The organism is Undibacterium sp. 5I2 (assembly GCF_035019605.1).
Classification (GTDB): Bacteria; Pseudomonadota; Gammaproteobacteria; order Burkholderiales; family Burkholderiaceae_D; genus Undibacterium.
In genome coordinates, this window is sequence record NZ_JASJVS010000003.1 from 39,801 (window position 1) to 65,595 (window position 25,795).

Sequence of the window (25,795 nt, forward strand, 5' to 3'; positions counted from 1 at the left end):
AAAACACCCTAAAGATTAAGCAACACCAACAAACAAATTAAATTAGCCGCAAGCAGCTATGATCGCCAAGAACTCTGCTGATTTCAATGCCGCACCACCGATCAAGCCACCATCGATATCCGCCATCGCCAACAAGTCTTTGGCATTATCCGGTTTCATACTGCCGCCATACAAAATTTGCATGCCTTGCGCCGCTACCGGATTGACCAGAGCAACTTGGGCACGCAGGAAGGCATGCACATCTTGGGCCATTTGCGGACTGGCAGTTTTACCCGTGCCGATCGCCCACACTGGCTCATAAGCAAGCACGATACGAGTAATCTGATCGGCGGCCAATACCGCCAAAACTGCCTGCAACTGCTGAGCAACCACCTGCTCGGTCTGGGCCGATTCGCGCTGTTCGAGAGTTTCTCCGACGCAAACGATCGGGGTGATCGACGAACCCAGTGCCTGCAATACTTTTTGCGCCACCGTCGCGTTAGTCTCCGCATGGTAAGCACGACGCTCAGAGTGACCAACGATCACATATGCGCAACCGCAATCAGCCAACATCGATGCCGCCACTTCGCCGGTAAATGCGCCATGCGCATGCGCCGACACATCTTGCGCGCCACAACGGATGGCGGAATCGGTCAATAACTCCGCACACTGCAGCAAATATGGTGCTGGCGCGCAAACGAGCACATCGACCGAGGCCTTGGCCGGCATGCCAGCTTTAATTTCTGCCAGAAGCGAATGATTCGCAGCCAAGCTGCCATTCATTTTCCAGTTACCTGCTATTAGAGTGCGTCGCATAGTGTTCACAGTATAAATAACCGTCTATTGTATCTTGCAGTGACGTACACGGTCAAACCAGACACGTCAGATCGCCGCTTACACAGCGAAAAGTCGGCAAAATATTACAATTTCAAGATGATTTTACCGATATGCGCGCCCTCTTCCATCATGCGATGCGCCTGTGCCGCTTGATCCAAGGGAAACACCTGATGAATAATAGGGGCAATTTCTTTACTCTCAAGCAATGGCCAGACCCGATTTTGCAGCTCTGCCGCCACGATTGCCTTGAAAGCCACCGAACGCGGCCGCAGTGTGGCACCGGTGATAGTCAAGCGTCGACGCAAAACTTGCGAAAAATCAACATCAGCATGTGTCCCACCCAGCAAAGCAATAATGGCAATGCGACCATCATCAGCCAGGCAAGCAATTTCTTGCGGAATATAGCTACCGGCAACCATATCGAGAATCACATCGACACCTTTGTCATCCGTCAATTGCTTGACCACATCGGCGAATTGCTCGGTTTTATAATTGATACCGCGCTCGGCACCGAGACGCTCGGTTGCGCGGCATTTCTCTTCACTACCCGCAGTGGCAAATACACGATGACCAAGTGCGCGGGCAATTTGTATTGCAGCTACACCAATACCGGAAGTACCGCCCTGCACCAGCAAACTCTCTGCGCTTTGCAAGCGGGCGCGCTGAAACACATTCGACCACACGGTAAAATAAGTTTCTGGCAACGAAGCCGCTTCTAACATCGATAAGCCGGCCGGGACTGGCAAGCACTGCCCCAGCGGGGCCACACAGTACTCGGCATAGCCGCCACCCTGCACTAAGGCACAGACCTGATCACCGAGGGCAAACTGACTACCAGCGAGATCGCCGCCGACAATTTCACCGGCAACTTCCAAGCCCGGCAGATCAGAGGCACCGGGGGGCACCGGGTAAAAACCGAGACGCTGTAAGACATCAGGACGATTGATGCCAGCCGCATGGACTTTGATCAAGACTTCACCGGCACCGGCTTGCGGCTGCGCGCGTTCGCATAATTGCAAGACTTCGGGACCGCCGTACTGGCTGATTTCTATGGCACGCATGGGCACACTCCGGGTAAGTTAAGGCTCTATTGTATGCGAAGAAAAAAACACCCGTGCGCGAAGCTCGGGCACGGGTGTCTGAGGCAATGCCGACTGCTGCCGGCAAAGCAAATTACTGCTGTTGCTGTGGCTGCGCGTCGACTTCGGCCAGCGCGGCTTTCATCGACAGTTTGAAACGACCACGGTCATCCGTTTCAAGTACTTTGACACGCACTTGCTGACCTTCTTTGAGGTAGTCAGCAACCGCATTCACGCGCTCGTTGGCGATTTGACTGATGTGCAACAAACCATCTTTGCCTGGCATGATTTGTACAATCGCGCCGAAATCGAGCAATTTCAAGACGGTACCTTCGTAGACTCTGCCGACTTCCACTTCCGCCGTCAATTCTTCGATACGACGCTTGGCTTCTTGACCAGCCGCTGCATCGACGGAGGCGATGGTGACGATACCTTCGTCGCTGATGTCGATTTGCGTACCGGTTTCTTCTGTCAGTGCACGAATGACCGCGCCGCCTTTGCCGATGACATCACGGATTTTTTCCGGATTAATCTTGACCGTGATCAGGCGTGGTGCGAAGTCGGACAATTCCGTATTGCCAACTGGTACGGCAGCTTGCATGATATTGAGGATATGTACGCGGCCTTCTTTAGCTTGCGCCAATGCGACCTGCATGATTTCCTTGGTGATACCTTGGATTTTGATATCCATTTGCAGGGCCGTGATACCGGCAGCGGTACCGGCGACTTTAAAGTCCATGTCACCCAAGTGATCTTCATCGCCGAGGATATCGGTCAAGACAGCAAATTTATTGCCATCTTTGATCAAGCCCATGGCGATACCGGCGACGTGCGCCTTCATCGGTACACCGGCGTCCATCAAGGCCAGGCAACCGCCGCAGACCGAAGCCATCGACGAAGAACCATTCGATTCCGTGATTTCCGATACCAAACGGACCGAGTAGCTGAAATCTTCCGGATCTGGCAAAGCAGCAGCCAGAGCACGTTTAGCCAAACGACCATGACCGATTTCACGACGCTTAGGCGTGCCGACGCGACCAGTTTCACCAGTAGCGAACGGAGGCATGTTGTAATGCAACATGAAGCGATCGGTGTACTCACCCATCAAGGCATCGATTTTTTGTTCGTCGCGCGCAGTACCGAGCGTGGCGATTACCAGCGCTTGGGTTTCGCCACGAGTAAACAAGGCAGTACCATGCGTGCGCGGCAGAATGCCAGTGCGGATCGTGATAGGACGGACCGTGCGTGTATCACGGCCATCGATACGCGGTTCGCCGTCGAGGATCTGGGAACGAACGATTTTCGCTTCGAGGTCGAATATGACATTGCCGACTTCACCCGAATCAGGCGTAGCCTGACCGCTGGCGGCTGCTTGTGCAGCCAAAGCAGCGGCGACCGCCGAGTTGGCCGCCTTGAGTTTTTCAGTACGCGCTTGCTTTTCTTTGATCTGATAAGCGGCGCGCAGCAGTGGCTCAGCCACGGCAGTGACAGCAGCGATCAGCGGCTCGTTTTTCGGTGCTGGTGCCCATTCGACTTCCGGCTTACCACCGTCACGTACCAAGTCATGGATCGCATCGATGACGGCTTTCATTTGTTCGTGACCGAATACCACGGCACCGAGCATGATTTCTTCCGACAATTGCTGGGCTTCCGATTCCACCATCAAAACGGCTTGTTCGGTACCGGCGACAACCAAGTCGAGCTTGGAAGTTTTCAATTGGCTGGCAGTTGGATTGAGCACGTACTGGCCATCGATATAACCGACGCGCGCAGCACCGACCGGGCCACTGAAAGGAATACCGGAAACTGAAATAGCGGCCGAAGCACCGATCATGGCAGCAATGTCCGGATCGATTTCCGGATTGACCGACAAGACATGGATGATGACCTGAACTTCATTGAGGTAGCCTTCCGGGAACAACGGACGGATAGGACGGTCGATCAGACGCGAAGTCAGCGTTTCTTTTTCGGAAGGACGGCCTTCACGTTTGAAAAAACCACCGGGAATACGACCGGCTGCATAGGTTTTTTCCATGTAATCAACGGTCAGGGGGAAGAAATCCTGGCCTGGTTTGGCATCTTTTCTGGCAACAACTGTCGCCAATACCACGGTATCTTCTATCGATACCAGCACGGCACCCGAAGCTTGACGGGCGATTTCACCGGTTTCCAGCGTAACTGTGTGCTGACCGTACTGGAAGGTTTTAGTAACTTTATTAAACACAATGTGTCCTTTCGAATATGCCGACAGATTTTCAGGGGCTGTCGTTCACCTCACCGCGAGCAATCGATCAAGATTGCTTTTTTGCTGATTTTCAAGCCAATAACTTGAAAACTTCACCAAAACCACTTATTACCATACTGCTCTGTACTGAAAAGCAAAAAGCCTGCGACAGTCAACTGACGCAGGCTTTTTACTATGAATTATTTGCCAGGTTAAGCAAAAATTACTTACGCAAGCCGAGTTTTTCGATCAGCGAACGATAGCGATTCAAGTCTTTACCTTTGAGGTAAGACAACAGGCTCTTACGACGGTTGACCATCATGATCAAACCGCGGCGGGAATGGTGATCTTTACCATGCGCTTTGAAGTGACCGTTGAGGTCATTGATACGTGCTGTCAACAGAGCGACTTGCACTTCCGGTGAACCGGTATCATTGAGGCCACGTGCGTTATCGGCGACGATAGCGGCTTTTGCATTTTTTTCAATAGACATTATTTTCCTTTACATGCGATAACAACAGTGACCGTGTCGGTAATGACCGACACCATCGTCATGACCTTGCCAATACTATGGCAATACCATCATTATCGTGAGCTTCAAACCCCGTCGGATTGACGGGACCGGCAAATATAACATGAAACGATGTGAAAAATCAAACCTGTGGATTGAGTTTCTCGGATTTCGATTCGAGTTTATTCAATGCTGCCAGATAAGCCTTGGTCGAAGCGACCACGATATCCGGATCGGCACCAACGCCGTTAACAATCCGACCAGCTTTCGACAGACGCATCGTCACCTCGCCTTGCGACTGGGTGCCGGTGGTGATGGCATTGACTGAAAAGAGCAGCAATTCAGCACCGCTGGCGACTTTCGATTCGATCGCGTTGACAATCGCATCAACCGGACCATTGCCACTGCCTTCGCAATGGACTTCGCTACCCTGATTCGAAAACACCACTTTCGCGTGCGGCATTTCACCGGTTTCCGAGTGCTGGGCCAAGGAAACGAAATGATAGGCTTCCTTATCATTGGCTTGCTCTTCATCCGACACCAAGGCCAGGATATCTTCATCGAAAATGTCGGATTTGCGATCAGCCAGCTCTTTAAAACGCGCAAACGCGGCATTGACTTCGGTTTCCGACTCTAAAGTGATGCCAAGTTCGTCGAGACGCTGTTTGAAGGCATTGCGACCCGATAATTTGCCGAGCACAATTTTATTCGCGCTCCAGCCGACATCTTCGGCACGCATGATTTCATAGGTGTCACGGGCCTTCAAGACACCATCTTGATGGATGCCGGAAGCGTGGGCGAAGGCATTGGCACCGACCACAGCTTTGTTCGGTTGTACCGCAAAGCCGGTGATTTGCGACACCAATTTCGAGGCTGGCACGATTTGCGTGGCATCGATACCGAGTTCGAGATTGTAGTAATCTTTCCGGGTACGGATAGCCATGACGATTTCTTCGAGCGCGGTATTACCGGCCCGCTCGCCCAAACCATTAATGGTGCACTCGACCTGACGTGCGCCACCGATCATCACACCGGCCAAGGAATTGGCGACACCCATGCCGAGATCGTTATGGCAATGTACCGACCAAATTGCTTGGTCCGAATTCGGGATGCGCTCGCGCAGAGTTTTCAGCATGTGACCATACAATTCAGGCACGCCATAACCGACGGTATCGGCGAAATTGATCGTGGTCGCGCCTTCTTTGATGACGGCTTCAATCACGCGGCAAAGGAAATCCATTTCCGAGCGACTGCCATCTTCCGGGCTGAATTCGACATCATCGGTAAAATTACGCGCATAGCGGACCGCTTGGATCGCTTGCTCAAGCACTTGATCCGGGCTCATGCGCAGCTTTTTCTCCATGTGCAAGGGCGAGGTCGCGATGAAGGTATGAATCCGCTTACGCTGGGCGCTGGCGAGTGCTTCAGCCGCGCGCGCGATATCGCGATCATTGGCGCGCGACAGCGAGCAGATGATGGAATCTTTGATGGTCGAGGAAATCGCCTTGATCGACTCGAAATCGCCTTGGGAAGCGGCAGCAAAACCGGCTTCGATGACATCGACTTTCAGTCGTTCGAGCTGCTTGGCGATACGGATTTTTTCATCCTTGGTCATCGATGCGCCAGGGGATTGCTCGCCATCACGCAAAGTGGTGTCGAATATGATGAGTTTGTCTGCCATGATTTCTCCTGAAAATGATGCGAAATGTAAGTCGTTACTGAATTTTGGCTATTCTCGGCCCCATCCTTGCAGCGCGCACAGGGATAAGCAGGGACTCGAATTGGGGGGGTATGAGGGTGTGCGCGTTACCGCACTAGAATGAATGCCGATAGCGATAGCAGACGCGTGGCGCCGACTAAAGGGGATGCTGCAATGATCGCTATAGGAAAGTTCATGTGAAAGACTATAAGCGCGAAAACAAAAAAGTGCAAGAATTTAGAGCAGGCAAAACCTAATTAAATCAGGCTGGAAATTAAAAAAGCCACAATGCTGGGGCTGCATTGTGGCTTTAAGGAAAGAATGCCGAATTTTATTTCTCGTCGCCATGTTCGACGCTGGTCTGGATGATGCTGATCGGACGGCCCTTGCGCCAGCGCCATAACAGCACGGCATAACCCGACAAACCATACAAAACAAACAAACCGAACAACACCTTTGGTGGATCGCTGACGACCACCACATAAATGAGTAAGATCAGCAAAGGTGCCATGAATGGCACCGAACGCTTGAGGTTAACATCTTTAAAACTGTAAAACGGCACATTGGTCACCATGGTCAAACCGGCGAACAAGGTGATGCTCCAAGCATACCAGTGCAACTCGGCACCAGAAAAATGCAAGTCATTCATCAGCAAGATGAAGCCGGCCACCAAGGCTGCTGCTGCTGGGCTGGGCAAACCTTGAAAATAACGCTTGTCGACCACGCTGATATTGGTATTGAAGCGCGCCAGCCGCAGCGCCGCCCCGGCACAGTAAACGAAAGCGGCCAGCCAGCCCAGCTTATCCATGCCGCGCAAAGACCATTCGTAAGCCACCAAGGCTGGTGCCGCGCCGAACGAGATCATGTCGGACAAACTGTCGTACTGCGCCCCGAATTCACTTTGGGTATTGGTCATGCGCGCGACCCGACCATCGAGGCTGTCGAGTATCATAGCGATGAAAATCGCCACGCTGGCCTTGTCAAAACGCTGATCCATCGCCATCACGATAGCGTAAAAACCGCAGAACAAGGCGGCAGTGGTAAACGCATTGGGCAACAGATAAATGCCGCGGCCGCGTTTGACGCGCTCAAGCGAGCCGCTGAGGCCTTCGCCTTCGCCGCGTTGCTGGGCCTTGCGCACGCCTTTTGGAAAGAGCTTGAAACTACCCTTGGGTTTACGTCGATTAAAAGATGGCATGCTTGTCTGAGATGAGAAAAACCGCCCGCGCGTGGCGGGCAAGGACCTGCTGTTGTTGGCGTCAGTATAACCGCGTTTGCCAGTCAGGAAAACCGACAAAATCATCCGCCCCGGCTATTTGATGATTATTTTACCGGCCACCCGTATCGACAGTTGCGTCGTACCCGGCTCAAAACTGGTCTCGGCCACGGCATCACTTTCCATACGACTGGCCTTCAACATACGCGGCGCGGCGACGGCATAGGTTTGCATTTCATTGGCTGCGCCATCAAAGGAGAGTGAGGTGATCTGCACATCTTCGATTTTCTTGCCCATGGCGGCCGTTACCATGCGCAGTTTTTCGGTAAAATTACGATAGCCGGCGGCGATACGCTCAGCTTCGAGACGCGTAGTGGCCGCCTCCGACAAACCGAAGCTGATACCATTCAAGGCCAGCACTTTCTGCGCCGCCGCCGCGGTGGCCGGCAATTGCTGCAGCTTGGTGGTTTTCAATTCCAGATACTGCCCACTGCGCCAGCCAATCTGCTGCGGCTTACGGGCGGCACCGACGGCACCCGGCGGCACCTCGGCATACACCGGGTAGCTGTAATAAGCGCGGGTACTGTATTGCCCTTGCGGATCTTCGCGTTTCAGAATTTCCGTGCCCAGTTTCATCTTCTGGTTGACCCGCGAGGCTGCCACAGCTTTGTCTTTATCTTGTTCTTCTACCAAGAAGGTGACGATGGCCTGATCGTTTTCGGCGCGGATATCGGCGCTGCCGGCCAGACTCAGCTCGGCACCGCTCAGGCTTTGTGCCAGCACGGGCATGCTGCAGGCGAGTGCAACACAAGTGAAGACGATTTTTTTCATAATTGTTTTCCTTAAAAAATGCCAACAGGCGTCGTTGAGACCGGCGGCACAGGAAAAAGTTGCGAACCGTTCAAGCCAAGCTGATGCGATTGCGCCCGCTCTGCTTGGAAATATACATGGCGGCATCGGCGACATCAAATAATTCATCGGCATCGGTGCTCGCTTCGAGATCGGCTACCCCACCCGAAAAACTGACCGAGAATTCCACCTCTTCTGCATGTTGGCGGATGTTGGCAAACGCCAGCCGCACCTGCTCGAGCACGCGCCGCGCGGTGCTGGCGGTAGTGTCGGGGAAAATGATGGCGAATTCTTCGCCGCCGTAACGACCGACAATATCGCTGCGGCGCAAGCGTTGACGCAACAGGCGCGCCAGCGTGCGCAGCACTTGATCCCCGGTAGCATGCCCATAGTTATCGTTGACTTGTTTAAAATTATCAAGATCGATCATGGCCAGTGCTAAGTGCGCACCATTGCGCCCGGCTTGCAGAATTTCCGAGGCCAATTGTTCTTTGATGGCGGTATGGTTGTACAAACCCGTCAAGCCATCGCGCATGATCAGCGCACGCAAGGAACGATAGCGTTCGGCCCGCGTCGAGAGTGAAGAAATCAGGTATTCCGGTGCCACCGGCTTGGTGATGAAATCATCGGCACCGGCACGCACGGCCAGCAATTGCTCACCGAGATCGGCTTCGCTCGATAAAAATACGATGGGCACATCGACATACGAATTATCTTGGCGTATCAAGTGCGAAAGTTCGACGCCACTACAGACCGGCATATACACATCAAGCAGCAAGAGTTCCGGACGAAATTCGGTCATCACACCGAGTATCTGGGTAGGATCATTGAGCAGACGGACATTCATGCCGGCATCACGCAAGATCGCCCCATAAAATTTCGAGGTAACGGTATCATCGTCGACGATCAGAATTCGGTAACCATTGCTGACATCACGCTGCAGTATCGCATCGATGCGTTCGGTCAGCGTCACCACATCAACGGGCTTGGTGAAATAGCCGTCGCCTCTGGCGCGCACCGCCAACAGCCGCGATTCGAAACTACTCGATTTGGATACGAAGATGGTCGGTATGCGCAAACGCTGCAGTTGTTCTATTTTTTGAATTTCTTCAGCACCGGCCAAGCGCCCTTCGGGGAAAATCAGCTCGATAACGATGACATCGGGGCGGCGCGTCGCCACGGCCAGCGCCAAGTCTTTGAGCAAGGCGATGCGCACGACTTCGTAACCGAAATGTTCGAGTTGTACCGTGATCGCCTGCTGCTGGCAACTGTCTTCATCGACCAAATAGATCAGGCGCGCCGAATCAGCCTCCAGCGTTTCCTCGGCATGACTGCGCGGTAGCTCTGCACTGTCATGCGCCGGTGTTTTGAGCGCTTCCAGCGCGGTTTGAAAATACTGCTTCATTTGCGCCGCAAAGGCCAACAGTTCACCGTGACTGGCCACGACTTGATCCAACCATGGTTTCATCTGTGACTCGAACACGCGCGCCTGCGCGCCGATGGCATCAAAGCCGAAAGTACCGGCGGAACCGGCCATCGTGTGTAAATGGCGGTGCAACACCACCAAGGCATCGCGGTTGCTACGATCGGCAATGTAAAGCTGCATGGCAGCAGAAATTTCTTCGAATTTAGACGGTAATTTCTGAACGAAAACGAGCTCAAGCGCGCGTAATTTTTCTTGCAAGCTGTCGATTTTTTCCGTCATTTACGCTCTTTCTTGCCATAACTTTAACACCTGAGCCGATAATTCCATGGGGTCGAAGGGTTTGGCGATGACGCCGATTGCGCCTAGGGATTTGTACAATTCCACTTCTGATGACTGTACTTTAGCAGTCATGAATACCACTGGGGTATTGCTGGTAGCAACAATGTTGCGCAATTCCAACAACGTGGTCGGGCCGTCCATATTCGGCATCATCACATCAAGCAGGAGTAAATCGGGACGGCAGTTGCCATGCACTTCGGCCAGCGCAGCGGCACCGGAACTGCAAATTGTCAGGCTGAACCCGCCGACGACTTCGAGCGCGATCTGCGCTACCGTTTGAATATCAGGATCGTCTTCGACATACAAAATATGCTTGAGGCTTGCAGATACCATGGAAACTCCTTATGCGAAAACGGCTGACTCGTTGAGTCAAGCATAAATCAAGATGGCAGGCATCACAATCAGATTCCTTGCGCAGTCTTGATATTGAATGAATATGGCGGCAGCGCCGCCTATTTGATCTCGAAATCGACCCGATTCGGCTGGCCGTGGTCGCTGATGCCATCGGCACTCAGTTTCGGTGCGATCAAGAATAAGCGTTCGCGCTCGATATGCTTGACCTGCTCGAGATAATCACGCACGCCATCGGCGCGTTTCTGCGCCAGCACGCGTAAGTCTTCGGCCGATACGCTGAGGTTTTTCAACAGCAGCTGTTCGGCTTCGGCGGTCGGCAAGCTGCGCGCTATACCCAAGACATTGCGCGGCTTGTCGAACTTGGCGGCGCGGTACAGCAGTTCTATATATTTACTGCGTTCGCTGTCTTCGAGCGTCAATTGTTCGGCTTTGATGCTGCGATCTTTCTGATGCATATCGCGCCATTTTTGCTCACGCAATTGACTGTCCAACAAATTGCGCCGCACGCCCTCGGTGTCGCTGGCGGGATCAACGCGGCCGATGATATCGAGCTTGAGGCCGCTGCGCTGCGTCAGTGCCTGGGCCAGATTGCCGAGTTTTTCCGTAGCCGCCGCGGCCAAGATGGACTGCCCCGGTTGAAATTCGATGTAAGCGAGTTCCGCACCACCGCCGAACATCGAACCGAGTAAAGAAAACGGTGAGGTGACGGCTTTGGTGATGACATTGACCAAGACTTTGAAGATGATGCCACCGACTGAAAACTGCGGATCCGATAAAGTACCGCTGATCGGCAGGTTGATCGCGATGCGCCCCTCATTATCGCGCAGCAAGGCGATCGCCAAGGTCAATGGTAATTTGGTCGCGGTTGGGCTATCGATACGCTCACCGAAAGTCAGTTGATCGAGATTGACCGAATTATTGGCATTGAGTTGGCCCTTCTCGATATGGTAGCTGACTTGCATAGACAGCTTGCCTTTTTCTATCGCATAACCGGCATACTTGGCCGCATACGGCGTCAAACGAGTCAGCTCCAAACCATTGGCACTGCCGGTGATGTCGATAAAAATCGGTGCCGACAGCGGATTAATGGCACCGGCAATCAGCAAGGGCGCGTCATCATCTACTTTGCCATGCAACTCCACATCGGCAGCTTGCGGATTGTCCGAGGCGATCAAGCCGATGTTACCGCTGAGATTGGTGAGATTGGCGCGGTAATTCGGTTTAATGAAATGATCGGTGAAGTTGATATTCCCGCCGAGCAGCGCGGTTTGGGCGATGCGGATGATGGCCGGTGCCGACGCTGGTGCCGACGTGGGCGCTGCTGCGCTGCTCAAAGCCGGCTGCGGGACAATGATATTTTCTAAATTCAAGCGCCCTTTATCAGACAAGATAACGCGGGCAAAAAAGTCATTCAAGGCCAATTTTTTTACACTTACCAGCGGCGCTGCCGCACCGAAACGCGCATGCACACCATCGAGGAGAATACCCTTCCACTCGAGGAAATCGTCATCGCTGCCAGGTTCAAACATGCGGAAGTCGTTCAAACTGAGGGCACCGTCGTAGCCGATTTCCGGTGTGGCTTGTAACAGCTTGCGCACTGTGAGCTGGCCTTTGGCATTGGCATCACCCTTATTCAATTCGACATTCAAATATTGGGAAAAATACGGATACAAAGCAGCTACCGGTAAGCTTTGTGCATCGATGGCAACATCGAGCGCCTGCCAGGCGCTGCCGAGCTGGCCCTTGAGATTAAACTTACCCTTGCGATTGAGCTGAGATTGCAAGCTGAATTGGGTCGCGCTCGAGGCATCGCTGCTGATGCCCGTCAATTGCAATCCGATCGCCTCGGCGCTCAGCGCCACCTGCGGCTGCACCGCATGGTCGGTAAAACGAATTTTCCCATCTTGCACAGAAAAACCGGCCAACATGACTTTCCAGGCCGGACTGGCAGGCGCAGTAGTGGCGGCCGACTTGCTGGCAGCCGGCGCTAACCAGTTCAGCATGCCCAAACGAGCTTGGGCATCGCGTTGTACATCGAGCTGCAAACCATTGACGGCCAATTTTTCCATCGTCACGCTGCGGGCACTGCTGTCAAGCGCCAAACCATCGAGCGCCAAGCTGGACCAGGCCAGACTGCCGTCGGCCGGTTTGCCTTGTACGCGCAATTTCTCCAGTTGCAAGGATAAAGCTTTGAGAGATAGATTCTGCTCATGCACGGCCAACTCAGTGCTGGCGTTGAGTACCCCACTGACTTGCGCGTGCAGGACAGGAGCGAGAAAACTCTGGTACGAAGCCAAAGCGATTTGTTTGAGTACCAGTTTGCCATCCAGACTGCCAGCATGCGGGGCAAACTGGCCACTGAATTCGAGCTGCCCGGCATCGCCGCTGGCCAAGCTCAGTTCGATACGTGCCGGTGCCGCCGTAGCGGCGCTGGCCAGCCCCTGCAGGTGCAGCGATATGTTTTGCAATTCGACTTGTTGCTGCGGTTGAGCATGCACATCGTCGCTGAAGTGTAATTGACCATCGGCGATGACGAGATCCTGCAGTTTTAGATTTGCTAAGGCCGACGGACTGGCCGATGGGCTGGTCGGTGCAGGCTTGGCGCTGCTGGCAGGAGCAAGGCTAGCCCAATTAAGGCCGGCTTTTCGACTGATCGCTAACCACACTTGCGGAGATTGCAACTGCAGCCGATTGAGTTCGAGCGCAGAAGTGAGTAAGTCAAGTGATTTGATATCGGCGCGTAATTCAGCCACTTGCAGCAAGGGTGAAGCATGCAAATCATTGAGCAGCACATCTTGCAAGCGCACCGCGCCGCGCAGCACTATATGGGCTGGCTTGGCGCGACTGAAGACCAAATCAAGCTGGGTACTGAGGACGGCGCGACGTATTTCCAGCGGCAAGCTGATCGGTAGATAGCCAACAAATTGCGCCAGATCAAGCTTTTTCAGATCGATGGCGAGACGGGTTTCCAAGCTGCTGGCAAACGGTGTGCTTCTGGCATTCATAGCAAAGCCGGCACCGTTGATACGGGCCGACAATTTCGGTTCCACCACGCTGTTGATCGCCTTGGGGAAATTCGAAATGAAAGGCAAGCCCAGCTCCAGCTCGCTCACGCGAAATTGCTTGTCGAGTACATGGTCATCGAGTTCAACACTGCCGCCATGCAGCTCAATGTTGGCGATGGCGAAGCGCAGCGGTGCGCCGCTGCTCGGTGTGGCCGCCAGTTTATCCAGAATGTCGCTGAGATTGTAGCGGCCATGGGTATCGAGTCGTTGCAGATGCAGCGACGGTTTGCTCAGTTGAAATTCCTCAACCACCAGCGCTTGGTGAAACAAGGAACTCAGGGACAGATTGAGTAACACGCTCTGCGCCGAAAACATCAGGGTTTTCGCATCGGCTTCATACAGGCGCACACCATCGATACGTAAAGTTAATTGCAGCGGGGAAAAATTGAGGGTATCAAGTTCTAATTTACGGCCGATTTGCTGTTGCGTTTGTTCAATCGCAATCCGTTTCACATAGCCAGGTAAAAAAGCCCAACTCAGCACTGCCGATAGCAAAAAAAGTACAGCGACACCAATTAGCCAAGGCTTTAAGCGCGGCACAGCGCGGAGCAGAACAGGGAAGGGATTTGTCACGGGCAACCTCGGCATGTGTGCGACTTTCAGGCAGATACGAGCATTGTGCAGCTTGCTGGAAGGCGCAATCGGCGTCGGCATCAAGGCCGCGACACCTTGCCGTATCTATAATTCTTTACATTATACGTCCTGATAGCAAATTGCAAAAATAAACCCCCGCACCTTGAGGTAAACAATTGCAAAAAATATATTACGTATTAGCTACACATCATTGCTCACTGGCTGCGCCTTCCCAGCCACAATGTTTCCCGCGAATACAGTACACAAGGGCCCGGGGCCAGCAATCCGGTAAGCCAAGTCGGCCGGCCGTTCAATTTGCCACAAACCGAAATCGGCGGCCCGACCGACAACCAAGCTGCCGCACTCAGCGGCCAAGCCCAGCGCACGCGCCGCATGACACGTGACGCCTTGCAAAGCTTCCAATGGTGTCATGCGAAACAGCGTGCATGCCATATTCATACTCAAAAGCAAGGAAGTCAGCGGTGCCGTGCCGGGATTGCAATCGGTCGCCAAGGCTATCGGCACGCCGGCTGCGCGCAAACCCTGCAGCGGTGGCAATTGCGTTTCACGCAGGAAGTAATATGCACCGGGTAACAACACGGCCACCGTGCCGTACTCGGCCATCGCGGCAATTCCTGCCGGCGACAAATATTCGAGATGATCGGCCGATAAGCCACGATACCGAGCGGTCAAGGCCGCCCCGCCCTGATCCGATAATTGCTCGGCATGCAATTTGACTGGCAAACCATGCGCCTGCGCCGCTTGAAATACCCGTTCGGTCTGCCCCGGGGTGAAGCCTATGTGCTCACAAAATGCATCGACGGCATCAAGCAAACCATCGGCCACCAAGGCTGGCAGCATGACATCACAGACCAGATCGATGTAGGCATCGGCGCGCCCCAGATACTCCGGTGGCAGCGCGTGCGCACCGAGAAAGCTGGTTTTCACACGCACCGGGAAATCACGGCCGATGCGGCGCGCCACGCGCAAGATCCGCGCTTCGGTCGCCACATCGAGACCGTAACCGGATTTGATTTCCAGCGTAGTCATGCCCTGTTCCAGCATGGCATGCAGACGCGGCAAACTGGCCGCCAACAATTGCTCTTCACTGGCGGCACGGGTGGCGCGCACGGTAGCCAGAATGCCGCCGCCCTGACGGGCGATGTCGGCATAACTGACGCCATTGAGGCGCGCCTCAAATTCATCGCTGCGGTTACCGGCATACACGAGATGGGTATGACAGTCGATCAAGCCCGGTAACAGCCAGGCACCGCCGCCTTCATACTGCGTAGTGGCGCGGCAGTGCGCGGGTAAATCACTGTGCTGGCCGATCCAAGCGAGCTGTCCATCCTGTACAGCCACGGCGGCGTCGCGCACCACACCATAGCCATCGACCATCGTGGCGACATGCAGATTAGTCCACAGACTGTCCCAATGCGGCATCAGCTTTCTCCTTGCTTGAAAAAATGTAATCGTATCAGCCAAGCTTGCGCCGTTTGCGCGACCTGACAGCGCTGTTTCAAGCCCGCTGCGGATGGCGTCAACAGGCAGACATCGCCGCTACTGAGCGAGCACTCAGCCGGCTCGCTGGCCGCTAAGAGCAGCTCGCCGGATACGCAATAGAGCAACAGCTGCTCGGCCGCTGTCGCCGCCAGCACATGCTCACCGACAGCTAGCCTGTGCAACTGATGCACGCAGTGGCTGCGCCTGGTCATGATATTGAGATCGACCACGGCAGACTCCAGCAAGTGCGCATGCACGGCGCGTTCACCGGCAAAAACATGTGGCGCACCGCCGACCCGCATGCTCGTGGCAGTGCTGTCGTCCTGCAAAACCAAGCCATCGCCGGACAAGAGCGCCAAGCTGCGATCAATACCAGGAAAAAACGAAAATGGCCCGTCACGGCAGATCTCGGCCCGACTCAAACGCCAAACAAAATCGTCGAGCCCGGCCCCGGCCGGGAATACCGCCAACTCGGTCGTACTGCCGCCGCCGTTTTTCCAAGGCATGGGGAGACTATCATGGGATTTCCATACCTGCATGAGCGCTGCGCCTTAAGCCAGATACAGACGTTGATACAGCGACTGACAAGCAGCACTGACCTGCCCGGCCATCACCAAGCCTTTCGCGGCTTCGATATCGGGTGCAAAAAAGCGGTCTTTATCGTAAAACGCCACTTTCGCGCGCAGTAATTTTTGCACTTGCACCAGCATTGCCGAGGTCTGCAAAGGCGCATGGAAATCGATGCCTTGAACGGCTGCCAGTAATTCTATCCCGATGATGGTGCCGGTATTGTGCGCCATTTCGTGCAGACGGCGCGCCCCGAAGGTCGCCATACTGACATGGTCTTCCTGATTGGCCGAAGTTGGAATCGTGTCGACGCTGGCTGGGTGGGCGTGCGATTTATTTTCTGAAGCCAGTGCCGCCGCCGTCACATGCGCAATCATGAAGCCGGAGTTAAGGCCCGAAGACGGCACCAAAAACGGCGGCAAACCGGAAATCGAGGCATCGATCAACAAGGCGATACGGCGCTCGGCGATCGAACCGATTTCGGCAATGGCCAAGGCCAAGCTATCGGCGGCAAACGCAACCGGTTCGGCGTGAAAATTCCCACCCGAAATCACTTCGCCAGTCTCGACGAACACCAGCGGGTTATCGGTGACGGCATTGGCTTCAATGAGCAAAGTACGCGCCGCATTATTGATGAGATCAAGACAAGCCCCCATGACTTGCGGTTGACAGCGCAAGCAATAGGGATCTTGCACCCGTTCGTCATTGACTAAATGTGAGCGCCGAATTTCACTGTCCGCCAGCAGGGTACGATAAATTTCCGCGGTAGCGATCTGCCCCGGCTGACCACGGCTGGCGTGAATGCGCGAATCGAACGGCGCGTCGCTGCCTTTGGCCGCGTCGACCGACAAAGCGCCGGTAATGGTAGCGGCTTCGAGCAAGCGCTCGGCCAAAAACAAGCCGTTCAGCGCCAGCGCGGTCGACACCTGCGTGCCATTGATCAGCGCCAGCCCTTCTTTCGCTGCCAACACCACCGGTGCGATACCGGCCGCAGCCAGCGCCGCAGCGGCCGGCAGCAAGCTGCCATTCACCCGCACCATACCCTCGCCCATCAAGGCCAAGCTCATGTGCGAGAGCGGGGCCAAATCGCCGGAAGCGCCGACCGAGCCTTTGACCGGAATAGCCGGCATGATGCCGGCATTGAACAAGGCAATCATGCTGTCGATGACACTGGCACGGATGCCGGAATAGCCGCGCGCCAGGCTGGCGATTTTCATCAGCAAAATCAAACGACAAACATCGTCGGCAATCAACTCACCGGAGCCAACCGAATGCGAGAGAATTAAATTCCGCTGTAACAGCTCGAGTTGTTCGTCAGGAATGCGGGTTTTGGCCAGCTTGCCAAAGCCGGTATTAATACCGTAGGCAGCCTCGCCCTTGGCAACGATGCGGGCAATCGTGGCAGCGGCGGCATCGATGGCCGGATACGCCTCGGCGGCCAATTGCAAGGGGGCGGCGCGCTGCCAAACCGCGCGTAAATCGGCCAAACTCAAGCGGCCTGCTTGGATGGTGAAAGTCGGATTAATCGTGTTATTTGTATCGTTCATAAAAAACCTGTTCTGGGTAGCGGTAAGTGGTAGCTGCCGTGCTTATTTCAACATTGGTAACTGCAAGCCGGCACGCCGGGCGCACGCCTGTGCCTGCGGATAGCCGGCATCAGCATGACGCATCACACCCGAGCCACAATCATTGACCAACACCCGTGCCAGCCGCTTATCGGCGGCAGCACTGCCATCGGCCACGATGACCATACCGGAATGCTGCGAATAGCCCATACCAACGCCGCCGCCATGGTGCAGCGAAACCCAGCTGGCACCGCCGGCGGTATTGAGCATGGCATTGAGCAAGGGCCAATCGGACACGGCATCGGTACCATCCATCATCGCTTCGGTTTCGCGATTCGGGCTCGCCACCGAACCGGTATCGAGATGGTCGCGGCCGATCACGATCGGTGCACTGAGTTCGCCCGTGCGTACCATTTCATTGAACGCCAGACCAGCTAAATGACGCTCACCCAAACCCAGCCAGCATATACGCGCCGGCAAACCTTGGAAGGCAATCCGCTCGGCTGCCATATCCAACCACTTGTGCACGCCTGTATTTTCCGGAAACAATTGTTTGATTTTGGCATCGGTCTTGCGGATATCCTCAGGATCACCCGACAGCGCCACCCAACGGAACGGCCCCTTGCCATCACAGAACAGCGGCCGAATATAGGCCGGCACAAAGCCGGGGAAATCGAAGGCTTGCGTCAGACCGTGATCGAACGCGACTTGGCGAATATTATTGCCGTAATCAACGGTAGGAATGCCCAGCGCATGAAAATCCAGCATCGCTTGCACATGCACAGTACACGACTGCGCGGCGGCGGCGGTCAGTTCGGCATGCCGCGCCGGATCCGGCTGCGCCGCCTTCCATTGCGCCACCGTCCAGCCAGCCGGCAGATAACCATTGATCAAATCGTGCGCCGAGGTTTGGTCGGTCACCATATCGGGCCGCAGGCCACCGGCTTGGGCGCGCCTTACCAGTTCGGGTAAAATCTCGGCGGCATTGCCGAGCAAAGCAATCGAGATCGCTTCCCGCCGTTCGCAGTGGTAGGCCACCAGCGCCAGCGCCTCATCGAGATCGGCCGCCTGTTTGTCGACATACCGGGTACGCAGACGGAAATCGATGCTGGCTTGCTGACATTCGATATTGAGCGATACGGCACCGGCGAAACTGGCGGCCAGCGGCTGCGCGCCACCCATGCCACCAAGACCGGCGGTGAGTATCCAGCGCCCGCCCCAATCGCCCTGATAATGCTGACGCCCGGCTTCGGCAAAGGTTTCGTAGGTACCTTGAACGATGCCCTGGGTGCCGATGTAAATCCAACTGCCAGCCGTCATTTGACCGTACATGAACAAACCCTTGCGATCGAGTTCATTGAAGTGTTCCCAATTGGCCCACTTCGGTACCAGATTCGAATTGGCGATGAGGATGCGCGGCGCATCGGCATGGGTTTGAAAAATCCCGACCGGCTTGCCCGATTGGATCAGCAGGGTTTCGTCTTCTTCCAAGTCTTTGAGCGAAGCCAGAATCTGATCATAGCAAGCCCAATCGCGCGCCGCGCGGCCGATACCACCATACACCACCAGATGCTGAGGATTTTCCGCCACCGCCGGATCCAAATTATTCTGCAGCATGCGGTAAGCGGCTTCGGCGACCCAGGTCTTACACACTTTTTCGGCACCGTGTGGAGCGTGGATAACGCGACTGGCGTCCCAGCGAGGATCATTGTCTAAGGCGTGCGGCATGCGGAGTCTCCCGGTCTTGATGAAATTAGAATTGGACGGCATGACAACAAGCGTCCGGCTTTTTCTGAAGTGTAAGTTGTATATACAACTTTTGCAAGCGGATTTTTAGTGCAACTAATGCGACAATAGGGCAAATTCATCAGCAGGAATCCCGTGTTAAAAAAACCAACCCCCGCGCCGGCGTTTCAAACCATCAAAGACTATCTGTTACGCGAAATCCAAGCCGGCACCTGGAAAGAAGGTGCGGCCATTCCTTCCGAAGCCATGTTGGCCGAACAATTCCAAGTCTCGCGCATGACCGTCAACCGCGCCGTGCGCGAACTGAGCAGCGAACAAATCTTGCAACGTATTCAAGGTTCCGGCACCTATGTCGCGCAGCAAAAGTACCAAGCCACGCTGGTCGAAATCAAAAGCATCGCCGATGAAATTCGCTCGCGCGGCCACCGCCACCGCAGCGAACTGCACGAATTGAAAGAAAAACCGGCCAATGAGCAACTTGCCTTGGAATTTCAGGTCAAAGCCGGACACGCCCTGTATCACTCGGTGATTGTGCACTTTGAAAACGATCTGGCGATACAAGTGGAAGACCGTTGGGTCAATTCGACGGTCACACCGTTTTATCTGCAGCAAGATTTTACGCGTATGACACCGAATGAATACTTGGTGGCAGTGGCACCGTTGCAAGGAGTCGACTACCGAATCGAGGCATTGTTGCCACCAAAACAGATCGCCGCCATGTTGCATATCTCTGCCAAGGAAGCCTGCTTGGTATTGCACCGTAAAACGCGTTCCCAAGGTAAAATTGCCAGCATTGTCACGATGTGGCATCCGGGGCAACATTACCAATTTGCCGGCAGTTTTTAATCAGCGAGCACTGACTCACCCTATAAGGAAGCAATATGGCCAAAAAAATTGAGCTCGATCCCGACGAAGAAGCCTTGATCGCTTGGTGTATCGAAGTCGAAGCCTTGCTCGTCGCCGGCGGTGCCAGCGTCGCCCAAGCGCAAGATCACATTGAAGAAGAGATAGAATGGTTCACCGATTTGTTTTTTGACGGTTTGAGTCCGCAACAAGCCGCCGCCGAAGCGCTGGCCTGAAGTTCAGCTTACTCAACCAGACACAGCGCCCGATACCACCGACCGGCGGCATCGGCGCTTGTCAAACTTTTGCATCAACCTTGGTACTGACTCAATGATGTGTCGTCGCTTTTTATTGTTACTCCCCGTTTTACTCATGCTGGCTGCCTGTTCGACCAATAACTCCTCAAAATTGCAGCATGAAGAATTCGGCCAAACCAATGTATTCACACGCAGTTTTGCCGGCACCGATCAAAGCGCTTGCGAAGCGGCACGGCGCGCCCTGCTCAGCCAAGGCTATGTGATTAATGATTGGCAAAAAACCTTAATCAAAGGCCGCCGCAAATACCAGCACGATGCCGATGTGCATTCCGAAATCGAATTCAATGTCGTTTGCGTGGCCGATAGCAAAGGTAGCAACAGCACGACTGTTTTTGCCAATGCCATACGCGACCGCTACTCGCTCAAAAAGAGCAATAATTCCGCCAGCATCGGCGTCTCAGCGATCGGCTCGGTCTCGCTGCCCTTCGGTTCCACCGATGATGCTTTAGTCAAAGTTGCCAGTGAAACGATACCGACCGGTCAATTTTACAATCAATTTTTTGACTTGCTCGATCGCTACTTAGACAGCACACGCTACCCGAATGAAAGCGACACCGACAAGAAAGATATGCTGCTGCCAGAAAATCTCGGCCCCACCCCGAGCCCCCCACCGGAACTGAAAACCCCGGCCCCGCATGAGGCAAATTGAATATGTTTGATAAAGCCAGGCAAACCGATGACCTCGCGCGACTGCAGAGTTTCAAAATGCCATACGGAAAATATCAAGGCCGCGTCATCGCCGATTTGCCCGGCCACTATCTGGGCTGGTTCGCACGCGAAGGTTTCCCTAACGGCGAAATTGGCCGACTGTTGGCCCTGATGTATGAAATCGATCACAATGATTTGCGATCGCTGTTGCTGCCTTTGCGGGCTGGTGAAGGCTTGGTAGCGCCGCGTTGAGTGGGGGATGCCCTCGGTGTCAGGATAGTTGCTAAGTTGCATTCACTCTTACTGATATTACAATCCGGCCACAAAAATCGGGAAAGCGAAGGAAAACATGAAGGTCGGCATACTGCTGCTGGTCGCACTGTTGTAGCACGGCTCCGTACAGGCAGACCAACATACTCTGGCAGGCTGGCAAGATGGCGCAACTACCCGCCTCAAAGCACTTGCTCTGCTACAAACCCTCAACGTCACCCTGCTCAGCAACCCGAGCGCTACCGTCACCCTGCAAAACTGGTGTGCGGACCATAAGATGGCTGGCGCCCCCCGCATCCGGGCCCTACGCGATCAGACTACCCACAAGCCCACCGATGCAGCCATCCGCGTGCTGCTCAAGATCGATGCGGATGAACCGGTGGACTATCGCCGAGTGCGGCTTGCCTGCGGTGATGAATGTGACATGAACTGACAGGGCGAGGACGAACGGCTGTGTTGAGCGACCGACAGAAATTGATCGTGCCGATTCGTGTCGCGTGCGACCAAGGTGCGCGCTTGTTTGAAGCTTGCGAGGTCGCGCACATATCCCTATCTCAGTATCCGTCTCGTTAATCTGTAGGCCACCAATCGATTCCATACCAGAATTGACAAAACAATCCTCGCGATACGCAAAAACTTGTCTGTTTGTGGCGGCTTGCCGGGGTGTAGACATCCCAAAAATGGCGTGAATTAACACACTGTCTCGCACGATTGACATAGCATATTCTGGCACATACAATTTTGCATATACATTGAAGAGTAATACCATGCCTACCCTGTCGATACCATCGAGGCCCAAGGAGGCCAAGCTGTTTCGCAACAACCGCAGCCAAGCGGTGCGAATTCCCGTAGAGTTCGAGTTACCGGGGGATCGTGTAATGATCCACCGCGAAGGTAGCAAACTCATCATCGAACCGGTGACACGACCAACAAACATCGTCGAACTGCTGGCCGAGTGGAGGAAGGAAGTGCCGCTTGGACCAGACGATCAGTTCCCGACCATTGAGGACATGCCCACCCAGCCTGAGGACATATTTTGAGTGCTTATCTGCTGGACACGAACATCATCAGCGATATGATACGCCACTCGGACGGACCTGCCGCACGTCACATTGAGCAGGTCGGACCGAAGCAGATTTGGTATGCGAGACATGTATCAATCCTGCCGCCGTAATAGTTGGAAAATGCCGAAATCGGCAACTTACCAACTATCCTGACACAGAGGGGATCTGCTGATCGCAGCACAAGCGTGTGCGCTCGGCCTGACACTCGTGACGGACAACACGCGCGAATTCAGCCGCATCCGTGGTCTTAAGGTAGAAAACTGGCTGGAAAGGTAATCAATTTTCAGGTAACGGGCCGGAGAGATCCCTCTGTGATGAAAGTATGCCGGAATTGGTGATCGGCTTGGCGAACTATTTTATGTTCTACAACGCTGAACGTAAACATCAATCATTGGGTTATCAAACACCAGAAACGGTGTATAGCTCAGGCGTGGGCGGCGGTGCCAAGATCGTAAACAAATTTGGTACTGAACTGCCTGATTCAAAAATGCTAGAAAAGAAAAGCACGGTAATGATGTAGTGCGAATAACGGGGCAGCGCCGCGCAGCTGTGGCAGAAACAGGCACTATCTTAAACTCTTTGAATAATTGTCTGGACTTAGGGGGCCACTTTACCATCTATTTTTCGATAATATGCTCCGCCACCTTGAGACCAGTATGCCTCCCCGGCAACGCAACATGAGCCAGTAGTACATCGCCAGGCTGCAGCAACGTTGCATGCCGTACTTTTCCATCGCCCCCCATCAGCCGAACATGCCAGTCGTTTTGCAAGAATGTGTTCAGATAAATCCGGTTCGGATCCTCCAGCGGCGCAGCCTCGTTGGTCGGCGTTACCTCAATCTGCGCCGCATTGGCCAGTTCGACTGCGCGTCTCAGTTCGAGCGAAACATCGTCGAGCGCGACGCTGCAGCGTATCTTAAGCAAGGGCCGACGCTCGATCTTGGCTCGGCCCACCGTGATGACGCGGCATTGACCATACAGATCGACACACAGCACCTCGGCACCGCCCTCCATTTCACTCAGATACATCACATTGTCGTTCGGCCCCCATATATAAGAGTGCACACCACCGGCATTGACGCGGAATTCACGCAAGTTCATATGCGGCAGATAGTGGGTTTCTGAACAGACGAACAGACCACCCCAGCCGGTCGAACCGACGATCATGCCTTCCTCCGCCGTCATCAGCGAGGTCGTATCGACGCAAACACGGTGCCCAATGCCAGTGTGCTGAACTTGCTCGACCCGGGCTTTCACTAGCGTCAGATGGCTATCCTGGCGACGCGCCAGGCCGCGCGTCAGGTTGGCAATGACTTCCGGTTGTTCAGTGCGCATCAACACGCCGATGCCGTGTTCCATCGTCGCGAACGCATTCAGCGATTGGTTGACGTCGTCGACCACGCCATCGAGTCCCTTAATCGGGACGTTACGCAAAATCATGGTGGCTTTGCCCTCTGTCTTTGCCAGCAGCAGTTCATAGGGAATATAGGTCGCGTGTTCAATGTCGATCACAACGAAATCGTCGCCTCGCTCACATACGGCGATGCAATGGGGGAACTCCGTCTCTAGATTCATCACATCGATGAACAGCCCGGCCTTGTGTCCCAAGGCCACCGCCTTCAGGCGGATCGCCTCGTCCCTGGTCAATACCCAGGCGCCTGGCTCCAAGTCCTTCATTTGGGCCGCACTGTCAATAGCCACCACCTTGCGCTTGGCGCTGATGAAAGAGCGGTGCTGCGCATGGTCGAGCACAATATGGGTGCAATTGCTCTCTTCCACTGCTGGCAGAATTTCCTTGCTAGCCAACTGTCGTGCGTCGAACCACCACTGCGTTTCGCCGGCACCGAGCGCGGCAGACGCCACTTCTGCCGGGGCTGTTGGCTGCGGCGTGGCTAGCTCGACCATTTCAGGAGTTAGGGATGAAGTAGTGTGTTCTGCTAAATCTAACATGTCTAACGTTCTCAAAAAGGATGTATACACCTGTCTCTGAGCGGCACTGACGCCGCCTGTCTCAGGCTTCTTCGCGCAGTGCAATGCCGAGGTTTTGCAGATGCGGCGCGTTTTCGCACGCCAGATAACTGGCCTTGTCGCTGACGCTCACGTTGATGTGCTCATGCCATGCCCACACGGGTACATAAAAAGCGTCGCCACGCTGCCACCTTACCTCGCTCCCGCCGATGATGGACATGCCGCTGCCCTCGAGCACATAGATCAGGGTTTCGTAATTATGACGGTGGCGCCGCGTGCTTTGGCCGGGCTCCAGGCCTCCCACCGTCATGCTGATCACACGCGACGGCAGGTCAACAATATTGACTTGGTGCTTTCGGTCGTGCGAGAAGGCCTGCTCGTCCTGATTGAGATTTCCGGTCACGTTAGTATGGATCAGACGCTGCGGCAAATCCACGCTCAACTCGGACGGAACACGGCCGAAGTCAGCCGACGAATGGCTGGTCAATGACATAACTGCTGCGCTCCTTTCAGTACGCCGTTGAAGAACGTAAGGCGCGCCTCGATCATTGCCTGCGCACCCTCCATGATCCGTTCGGCCTGCTCGGGATTGTCCTGCTGTAGACGAGCCAGGATGGCGCGCATAGTGTCGGCATGGTCGTCGTCGCACTCGACGTGGATCTGGAAGAAACGCAGCTGCTCGGCCCCAATGCCATTGGCGACGAAGCCGCTGATGATGTCGCTATACAGCGGCGGCACTATCGCCTCGGCACCCAGGCACAACGCGCCCAGTCCATACGCCGGGTTTTGCTGCTTGCAGTAGTGGAAGGTAGTGGCGATCAGCTGCTCCGTTTCTGGAAACATCTGGATTTGCCGCAGATCGATGCCGAAGTCGTCGACCATACGCGCAAAGATACGCGCATGCGGCTCGCCCGATTTCTCGCCGAAACCGAGTTCTTCGGAAAGGTTTTCCGCCAAGCGCAGCACGTCGTCCGGATCGTGCAGATTGGCGATCAGCGCGCACAGGTAGCGCGTGAAGTAGGCGCTGTATTTCGCGTGTTGCGCCACAAAGACGTTCAGCTCGTGACGCGTGATCGTGCCGTTGCGGCAGCGCTGGATGAATGGGTGGCTGCGCAGGCGTTCAATATAGTCTTCGGTGACACGTTGATACATGA

At 54.6% G+C, this 25,795-nt stretch carries 23 protein-coding genes and 2 pseudogenes; 8 read left to right on the plus strand and 17 right to left on the minus strand.

Going from position 1 to position 25,795, the window contains the following annotated elements; all coding sequences use genetic code 11:
- Positions 1-42: 42 nt before the first annotated feature.
- The 14 genes from tpiA to hutU form a co-directional block, all read right to left on the minus strand.
- Positions 43-795, minus strand: a complete 753-nt coding sequence (gene tpiA / locus QN359_RS01950; protein ID WP_322249040.1) for a triose-phosphate isomerase — start codon at positions 793-795, stop codon at positions 43-45.
- 104 nt (positions 796-899) lie between these two features.
- Positions 900-1,877, minus strand: a complete 978-nt coding sequence (locus QN359_RS01955) for an NAD(P)H-quinone oxidoreductase (RefSeq protein WP_322249041.1) — start codon at positions 1,875-1,877, stop codon at positions 900-902.
- A gap of 112 nt (positions 1,878-1,989) precedes the next feature.
- Positions 1,990-4,119: a polyribonucleotide nucleotidyltransferase gene (gene pnp / locus QN359_RS01960; protein ID WP_322249042.1), complete on the minus strand. Its 2,130-nt coding sequence runs from the start codon at positions 4,117-4,119 to the stop codon at positions 1,990-1,992.
- 223 nt (positions 4,120-4,342) lie between these two features.
- Entirely contained in the window at positions 4,343-4,612 is a 270-nt protein-coding gene (gene rpsO, locus QN359_RS01965) for a 30S ribosomal protein S15 (protein ID WP_322249043.1), read from the minus strand.
- A 160-nt stretch (positions 4,613-4,772) separates the two neighbouring features.
- Positions 4,773-6,311 carry a 2-isopropylmalate synthase gene (locus tag QN359_RS01970; protein WP_322249044.1) on the minus strand — a complete coding sequence of 513 codons (1,539 nt, stop codon included), beginning with the start codon at positions 6,309-6,311 and terminating at the stop codon, positions 4,773-4,775.
- Positions 6,312-6,660: 349 nt separating this feature from the next.
- On the minus strand, positions 6,661-7,527 hold the full coding sequence (pssA, locus tag QN359_RS01975) for a CDP-diacylglycerol--serine O-phosphatidyltransferase (RefSeq protein ID WP_322249045.1): 867 nt from the start codon (positions 7,525-7,527) through the stop codon (positions 6,661-6,663).
- 114 nt (positions 7,528-7,641) lie between these two features.
- A complete protein-coding gene (locus QN359_RS01980) occupies positions 7,642-8,376 on the minus strand; it encodes an SIMPL domain-containing protein (protein WP_322249046.1) in 735 nt (244 codons plus the stop codon).
- Between the two features lie 70 nt (positions 8,377-8,446).
- A complete protein-coding gene (locus QN359_RS01985; RefSeq protein WP_322249047.1) occupies positions 8,447-10,099 on the minus strand; it encodes a diguanylate cyclase in 1,653 nt (550 codons plus the stop codon).
- The gene (locus tag QN359_RS01990; RefSeq protein WP_322249048.1) at positions 10,100-10,492 is read right to left on the minus strand and encodes a response regulator; all 393 of its coding nucleotides are present in this window, start codon (positions 10,490-10,492) and stop codon (positions 10,100-10,102) included.
- A gap of 119 nt (positions 10,493-10,611) precedes the next feature.
- The gene (locus QN359_RS01995; protein WP_323493264.1) at positions 10,612-14,232 is read right to left on the minus strand and encodes a DUF748 domain-containing protein; all 3,621 of its coding nucleotides are present in this window, start codon (positions 14,230-14,232) and stop codon (positions 10,612-10,614) included.
- Positions 14,233-14,352: 120 nt separating this feature from the next.
- A complete protein-coding gene (gene hutI / locus QN359_RS02000; RefSeq protein WP_322249050.1) occupies positions 14,353-15,594 on the minus strand; it encodes an imidazolonepropionase in 1,242 nt (413 codons plus the stop codon).
- Positions 15,594-16,160 carry a HutD family protein gene (locus QN359_RS02005; RefSeq protein WP_322249051.1) on the minus strand — a complete coding sequence of 189 codons (567 nt, stop codon included), beginning with the start codon at positions 16,158-16,160 and terminating at the stop codon, positions 15,594-15,596. The genes hutI and QN359_RS02005 overlap by 1 nt, the downstream gene beginning before the upstream one ends.
- Before the next feature lie 45 nt (positions 16,161-16,205).
- Positions 16,206-17,768: a histidine ammonia-lyase gene (gene hutH / locus QN359_RS02010; protein WP_322249052.1), complete on the minus strand. Its 1,563-nt coding sequence runs from the start codon at positions 17,766-17,768 to the stop codon at positions 16,206-16,208.
- A 42-nt stretch (positions 17,769-17,810) separates the two neighbouring features.
- Positions 17,811-19,514: a urocanate hydratase gene (gene hutU / locus QN359_RS02015; RefSeq protein WP_322249053.1), complete on the minus strand. Its 1,704-nt coding sequence runs from the start codon at positions 19,512-19,514 to the stop codon at positions 17,811-17,813.
- Positions 19,515-19,667: 153 nt separating this feature from the next.
- Between hutU and hutC the strand changes: the two genes are divergently transcribed.
- From hutC to QN359_RS02050, 8 genes and pseudogenes are all read left to right on the plus strand, one after another.
- Positions 19,668-20,378 (plus strand): histidine utilization repressor, encoded by a 711-nt coding sequence (gene hutC, locus QN359_RS02020; protein ID WP_322249054.1) that lies wholly within the window; start codon positions 19,668-19,670, stop codon positions 20,376-20,378.
- Between the two features lie 35 nt (positions 20,379-20,413).
- Positions 20,414-20,611 carry a hypothetical protein gene (locus tag QN359_RS02025; RefSeq protein WP_322249055.1) on the plus strand — a complete coding sequence of 66 codons (198 nt, stop codon included), beginning with the start codon at positions 20,414-20,416 and terminating at the stop codon, positions 20,609-20,611.
- Positions 20,612-20,705: 94 nt separating this feature from the next.
- Positions 20,706-21,341, plus strand: a complete 636-nt coding sequence (locus tag QN359_RS02030; RefSeq protein ID WP_322249056.1) for a DUF2242 domain-containing protein — start codon at positions 20,706-20,708, stop codon at positions 21,339-21,341.
- 2 nt (positions 21,342-21,343) lie between these two features.
- Entirely contained in the window at positions 21,344-21,592 is a 249-nt protein-coding gene (locus QN359_RS02035; protein WP_323493294.1) for a DUF3820 family protein, read from the plus strand.
- 295 nt (positions 21,593-21,887) lie between these two features.
- Positions 21,888-22,043: a hypothetical protein gene (locus QN359_RS02040; RefSeq protein ID WP_322249058.1), complete on the plus strand. Its 156-nt coding sequence runs from the start codon at positions 21,888-21,890 to the stop codon at positions 22,041-22,043.
- Between the two features lie 334 nt (positions 22,044-22,377).
- Positions 22,378-22,650 (plus strand): antitoxin, encoded by a 273-nt coding sequence (locus QN359_RS02045; RefSeq protein ID WP_322249059.1) that lies wholly within the window; start codon positions 22,378-22,380, stop codon positions 22,648-22,650.
- A 186-nt stretch (positions 22,651-22,836) separates the two neighbouring features.
- Positions 22,837-22,950: pseudogene (locus QN359_RS20045) on the plus strand (VapC toxin family PIN domain ribonuclease); the annotation flags it as partial.
- 43 nt (positions 22,951-22,993) lie between these two features.
- Positions 22,994-23,194: pseudogene (locus QN359_RS02050) on the plus strand (hypothetical protein); the annotation flags it as partial.
- A gap of 97 nt (positions 23,195-23,291) precedes the next feature.
- On the opposite strand, the gene QN359_RS02055 reads toward QN359_RS02050, so the two are convergent.
- From QN359_RS02055 to QN359_RS02065, 3 genes are all read right to left on the minus strand, one after another.
- Positions 23,292-24,623 carry a 3-dehydroquinate synthase II gene (locus tag QN359_RS02055; RefSeq protein WP_322249060.1) on the minus strand — a complete coding sequence of 444 codons (1,332 nt, stop codon included), beginning with the start codon at positions 24,621-24,623 and terminating at the stop codon, positions 23,292-23,294.
- A gap of 61 nt (positions 24,624-24,684) precedes the next feature.
- Positions 24,685-25,134: a cupin domain-containing protein gene (locus QN359_RS02060; protein WP_322249061.1), complete on the minus strand. Its 450-nt coding sequence runs from the start codon at positions 25,132-25,134 to the stop codon at positions 24,685-24,687.
- Positions 25,125-25,793 (minus strand): iron-containing redox enzyme family protein, encoded by a 669-nt coding sequence (locus QN359_RS02065; RefSeq protein WP_322249062.1) that lies wholly within the window; start codon positions 25,791-25,793, stop codon positions 25,125-25,127. The genes QN359_RS02060 and QN359_RS02065 overlap by 10 nt, the downstream gene beginning before the upstream one ends.
- Between the last annotated feature and the right edge of the window lie 2 nt (positions 25,794-25,795).

Coding starts and splice junctions, on each gene's coding strand:
- tpiA (WP_322249040.1), bottom strand. CDS start 795: ATGCGACGCACTCTAATAGCAGGTAACTGGAAAATGAATGGCAGCTTG.
- QN359_RS01955 (WP_322249041.1), bottom strand. CDS start 1,877: ATGCGTGCCATAGAAATCAGCCAGTACGGCGGTCCCGAAGTCTTGCAA.
- rpsO (WP_322249043.1), bottom strand. CDS start 4,612: ATGTCTATTGAAAAAAATGCAAAAGCCGCTATCGTCGCCGATAACGCA.
- QN359_RS01970 (WP_322249044.1), bottom strand. CDS start 6,311: ATGGCAGACAAACTCATCATATTCGACACCACTTTGCGTGATGGCGAG.
- pssA (WP_322249045.1), bottom strand. CDS start 7,527: ATGCCATCTTTTAATCGACGTAAACCCAAGGGTAGTTTCAAGCTCTTT.
- QN359_RS01980 (WP_322249046.1), bottom strand. CDS start 8,376: ATGAAAAAAATCGTCTTCACTTGTGTTGCACTCGCCTGCAGCATGCCC.
- QN359_RS01985 (WP_322249047.1), bottom strand. CDS start 10,099: ATGACGGAAAAAATCGACAGCTTGCAAGAAAAATTACGCGCGCTTGAG.
- QN359_RS01990 (WP_322249048.1), bottom strand. CDS start 10,492: ATGGTATCTGCAAGCCTCAAGCATATTTTGTATGTCGAAGACGATCCT.
- QN359_RS01995 (WP_323493264.1), bottom strand. CDS start 14,232: ATGCCGACGCCGATTGCGCCTTCCAGCAAGCTGCACAATGCTCGTATC.
- hutI (WP_322249050.1), bottom strand. CDS start 15,594: ATGCCGCATTGGGACAGTCTGTGGACTAATCTGCATGTCGCCACGATG.
- QN359_RS02005 (WP_322249051.1), bottom strand. CDS start 16,160: ATGCCTTGGAAAAACGGCGGCGGCAGTACGACCGAGTTGGCGGTATTC.
- hutH (WP_322249052.1), bottom strand. CDS start 17,768: ATGAACGATACAAATAACACGATTAATCCGACTTTCACCATCCAAGCA.
- hutU (WP_322249053.1), bottom strand. CDS start 19,514: ATGCCGCACGCCTTAGACAATGATCCTCGCTGGGACGCCAGTCGCGTT.
- QN359_RS02025 (WP_322249055.1), top strand. CDS start 20,414: ATGGCCAAAAAAATTGAGCTCGATCCCGACGAAGAAGCCTTGATCGCT.
- QN359_RS02030 (WP_322249056.1), top strand. CDS start 20,706: ATGATGTGTCGTCGCTTTTTATTGTTACTCCCCGTTTTACTCATGCTG.
- QN359_RS02035 (WP_323493294.1), top strand. CDS start 21,344: ATGTTTGATAAAGCCAGGCAAACCGATGACCTCGCGCGACTGCAGAGT.
- QN359_RS02040 (WP_322249058.1), top strand. CDS start 21,888: ATGGCTGGCGCCCCCCGCATCCGGGCCCTACGCGATCAGACTACCCAC.
- QN359_RS02045 (WP_322249059.1), top strand. CDS start 22,378: ATGCCTACCCTGTCGATACCATCGAGGCCCAAGGAGGCCAAGCTGTTT.
- QN359_RS02055 (WP_322249060.1), bottom strand. CDS start 24,623: ATGTTAGATTTAGCAGAACACACTACTTCATCCCTAACTCCTGAAATG.
- QN359_RS02060 (WP_322249061.1), bottom strand. CDS start 25,134: ATGTCATTGACCAGCCATTCGTCGGCTGACTTCGGCCGTGTTCCGTCC.
- QN359_RS02065 (WP_322249062.1), bottom strand. CDS start 25,793: ATGTATCAACGTGTCACCGAAGACTATATTGAACGCCTGCGCAGCCAC.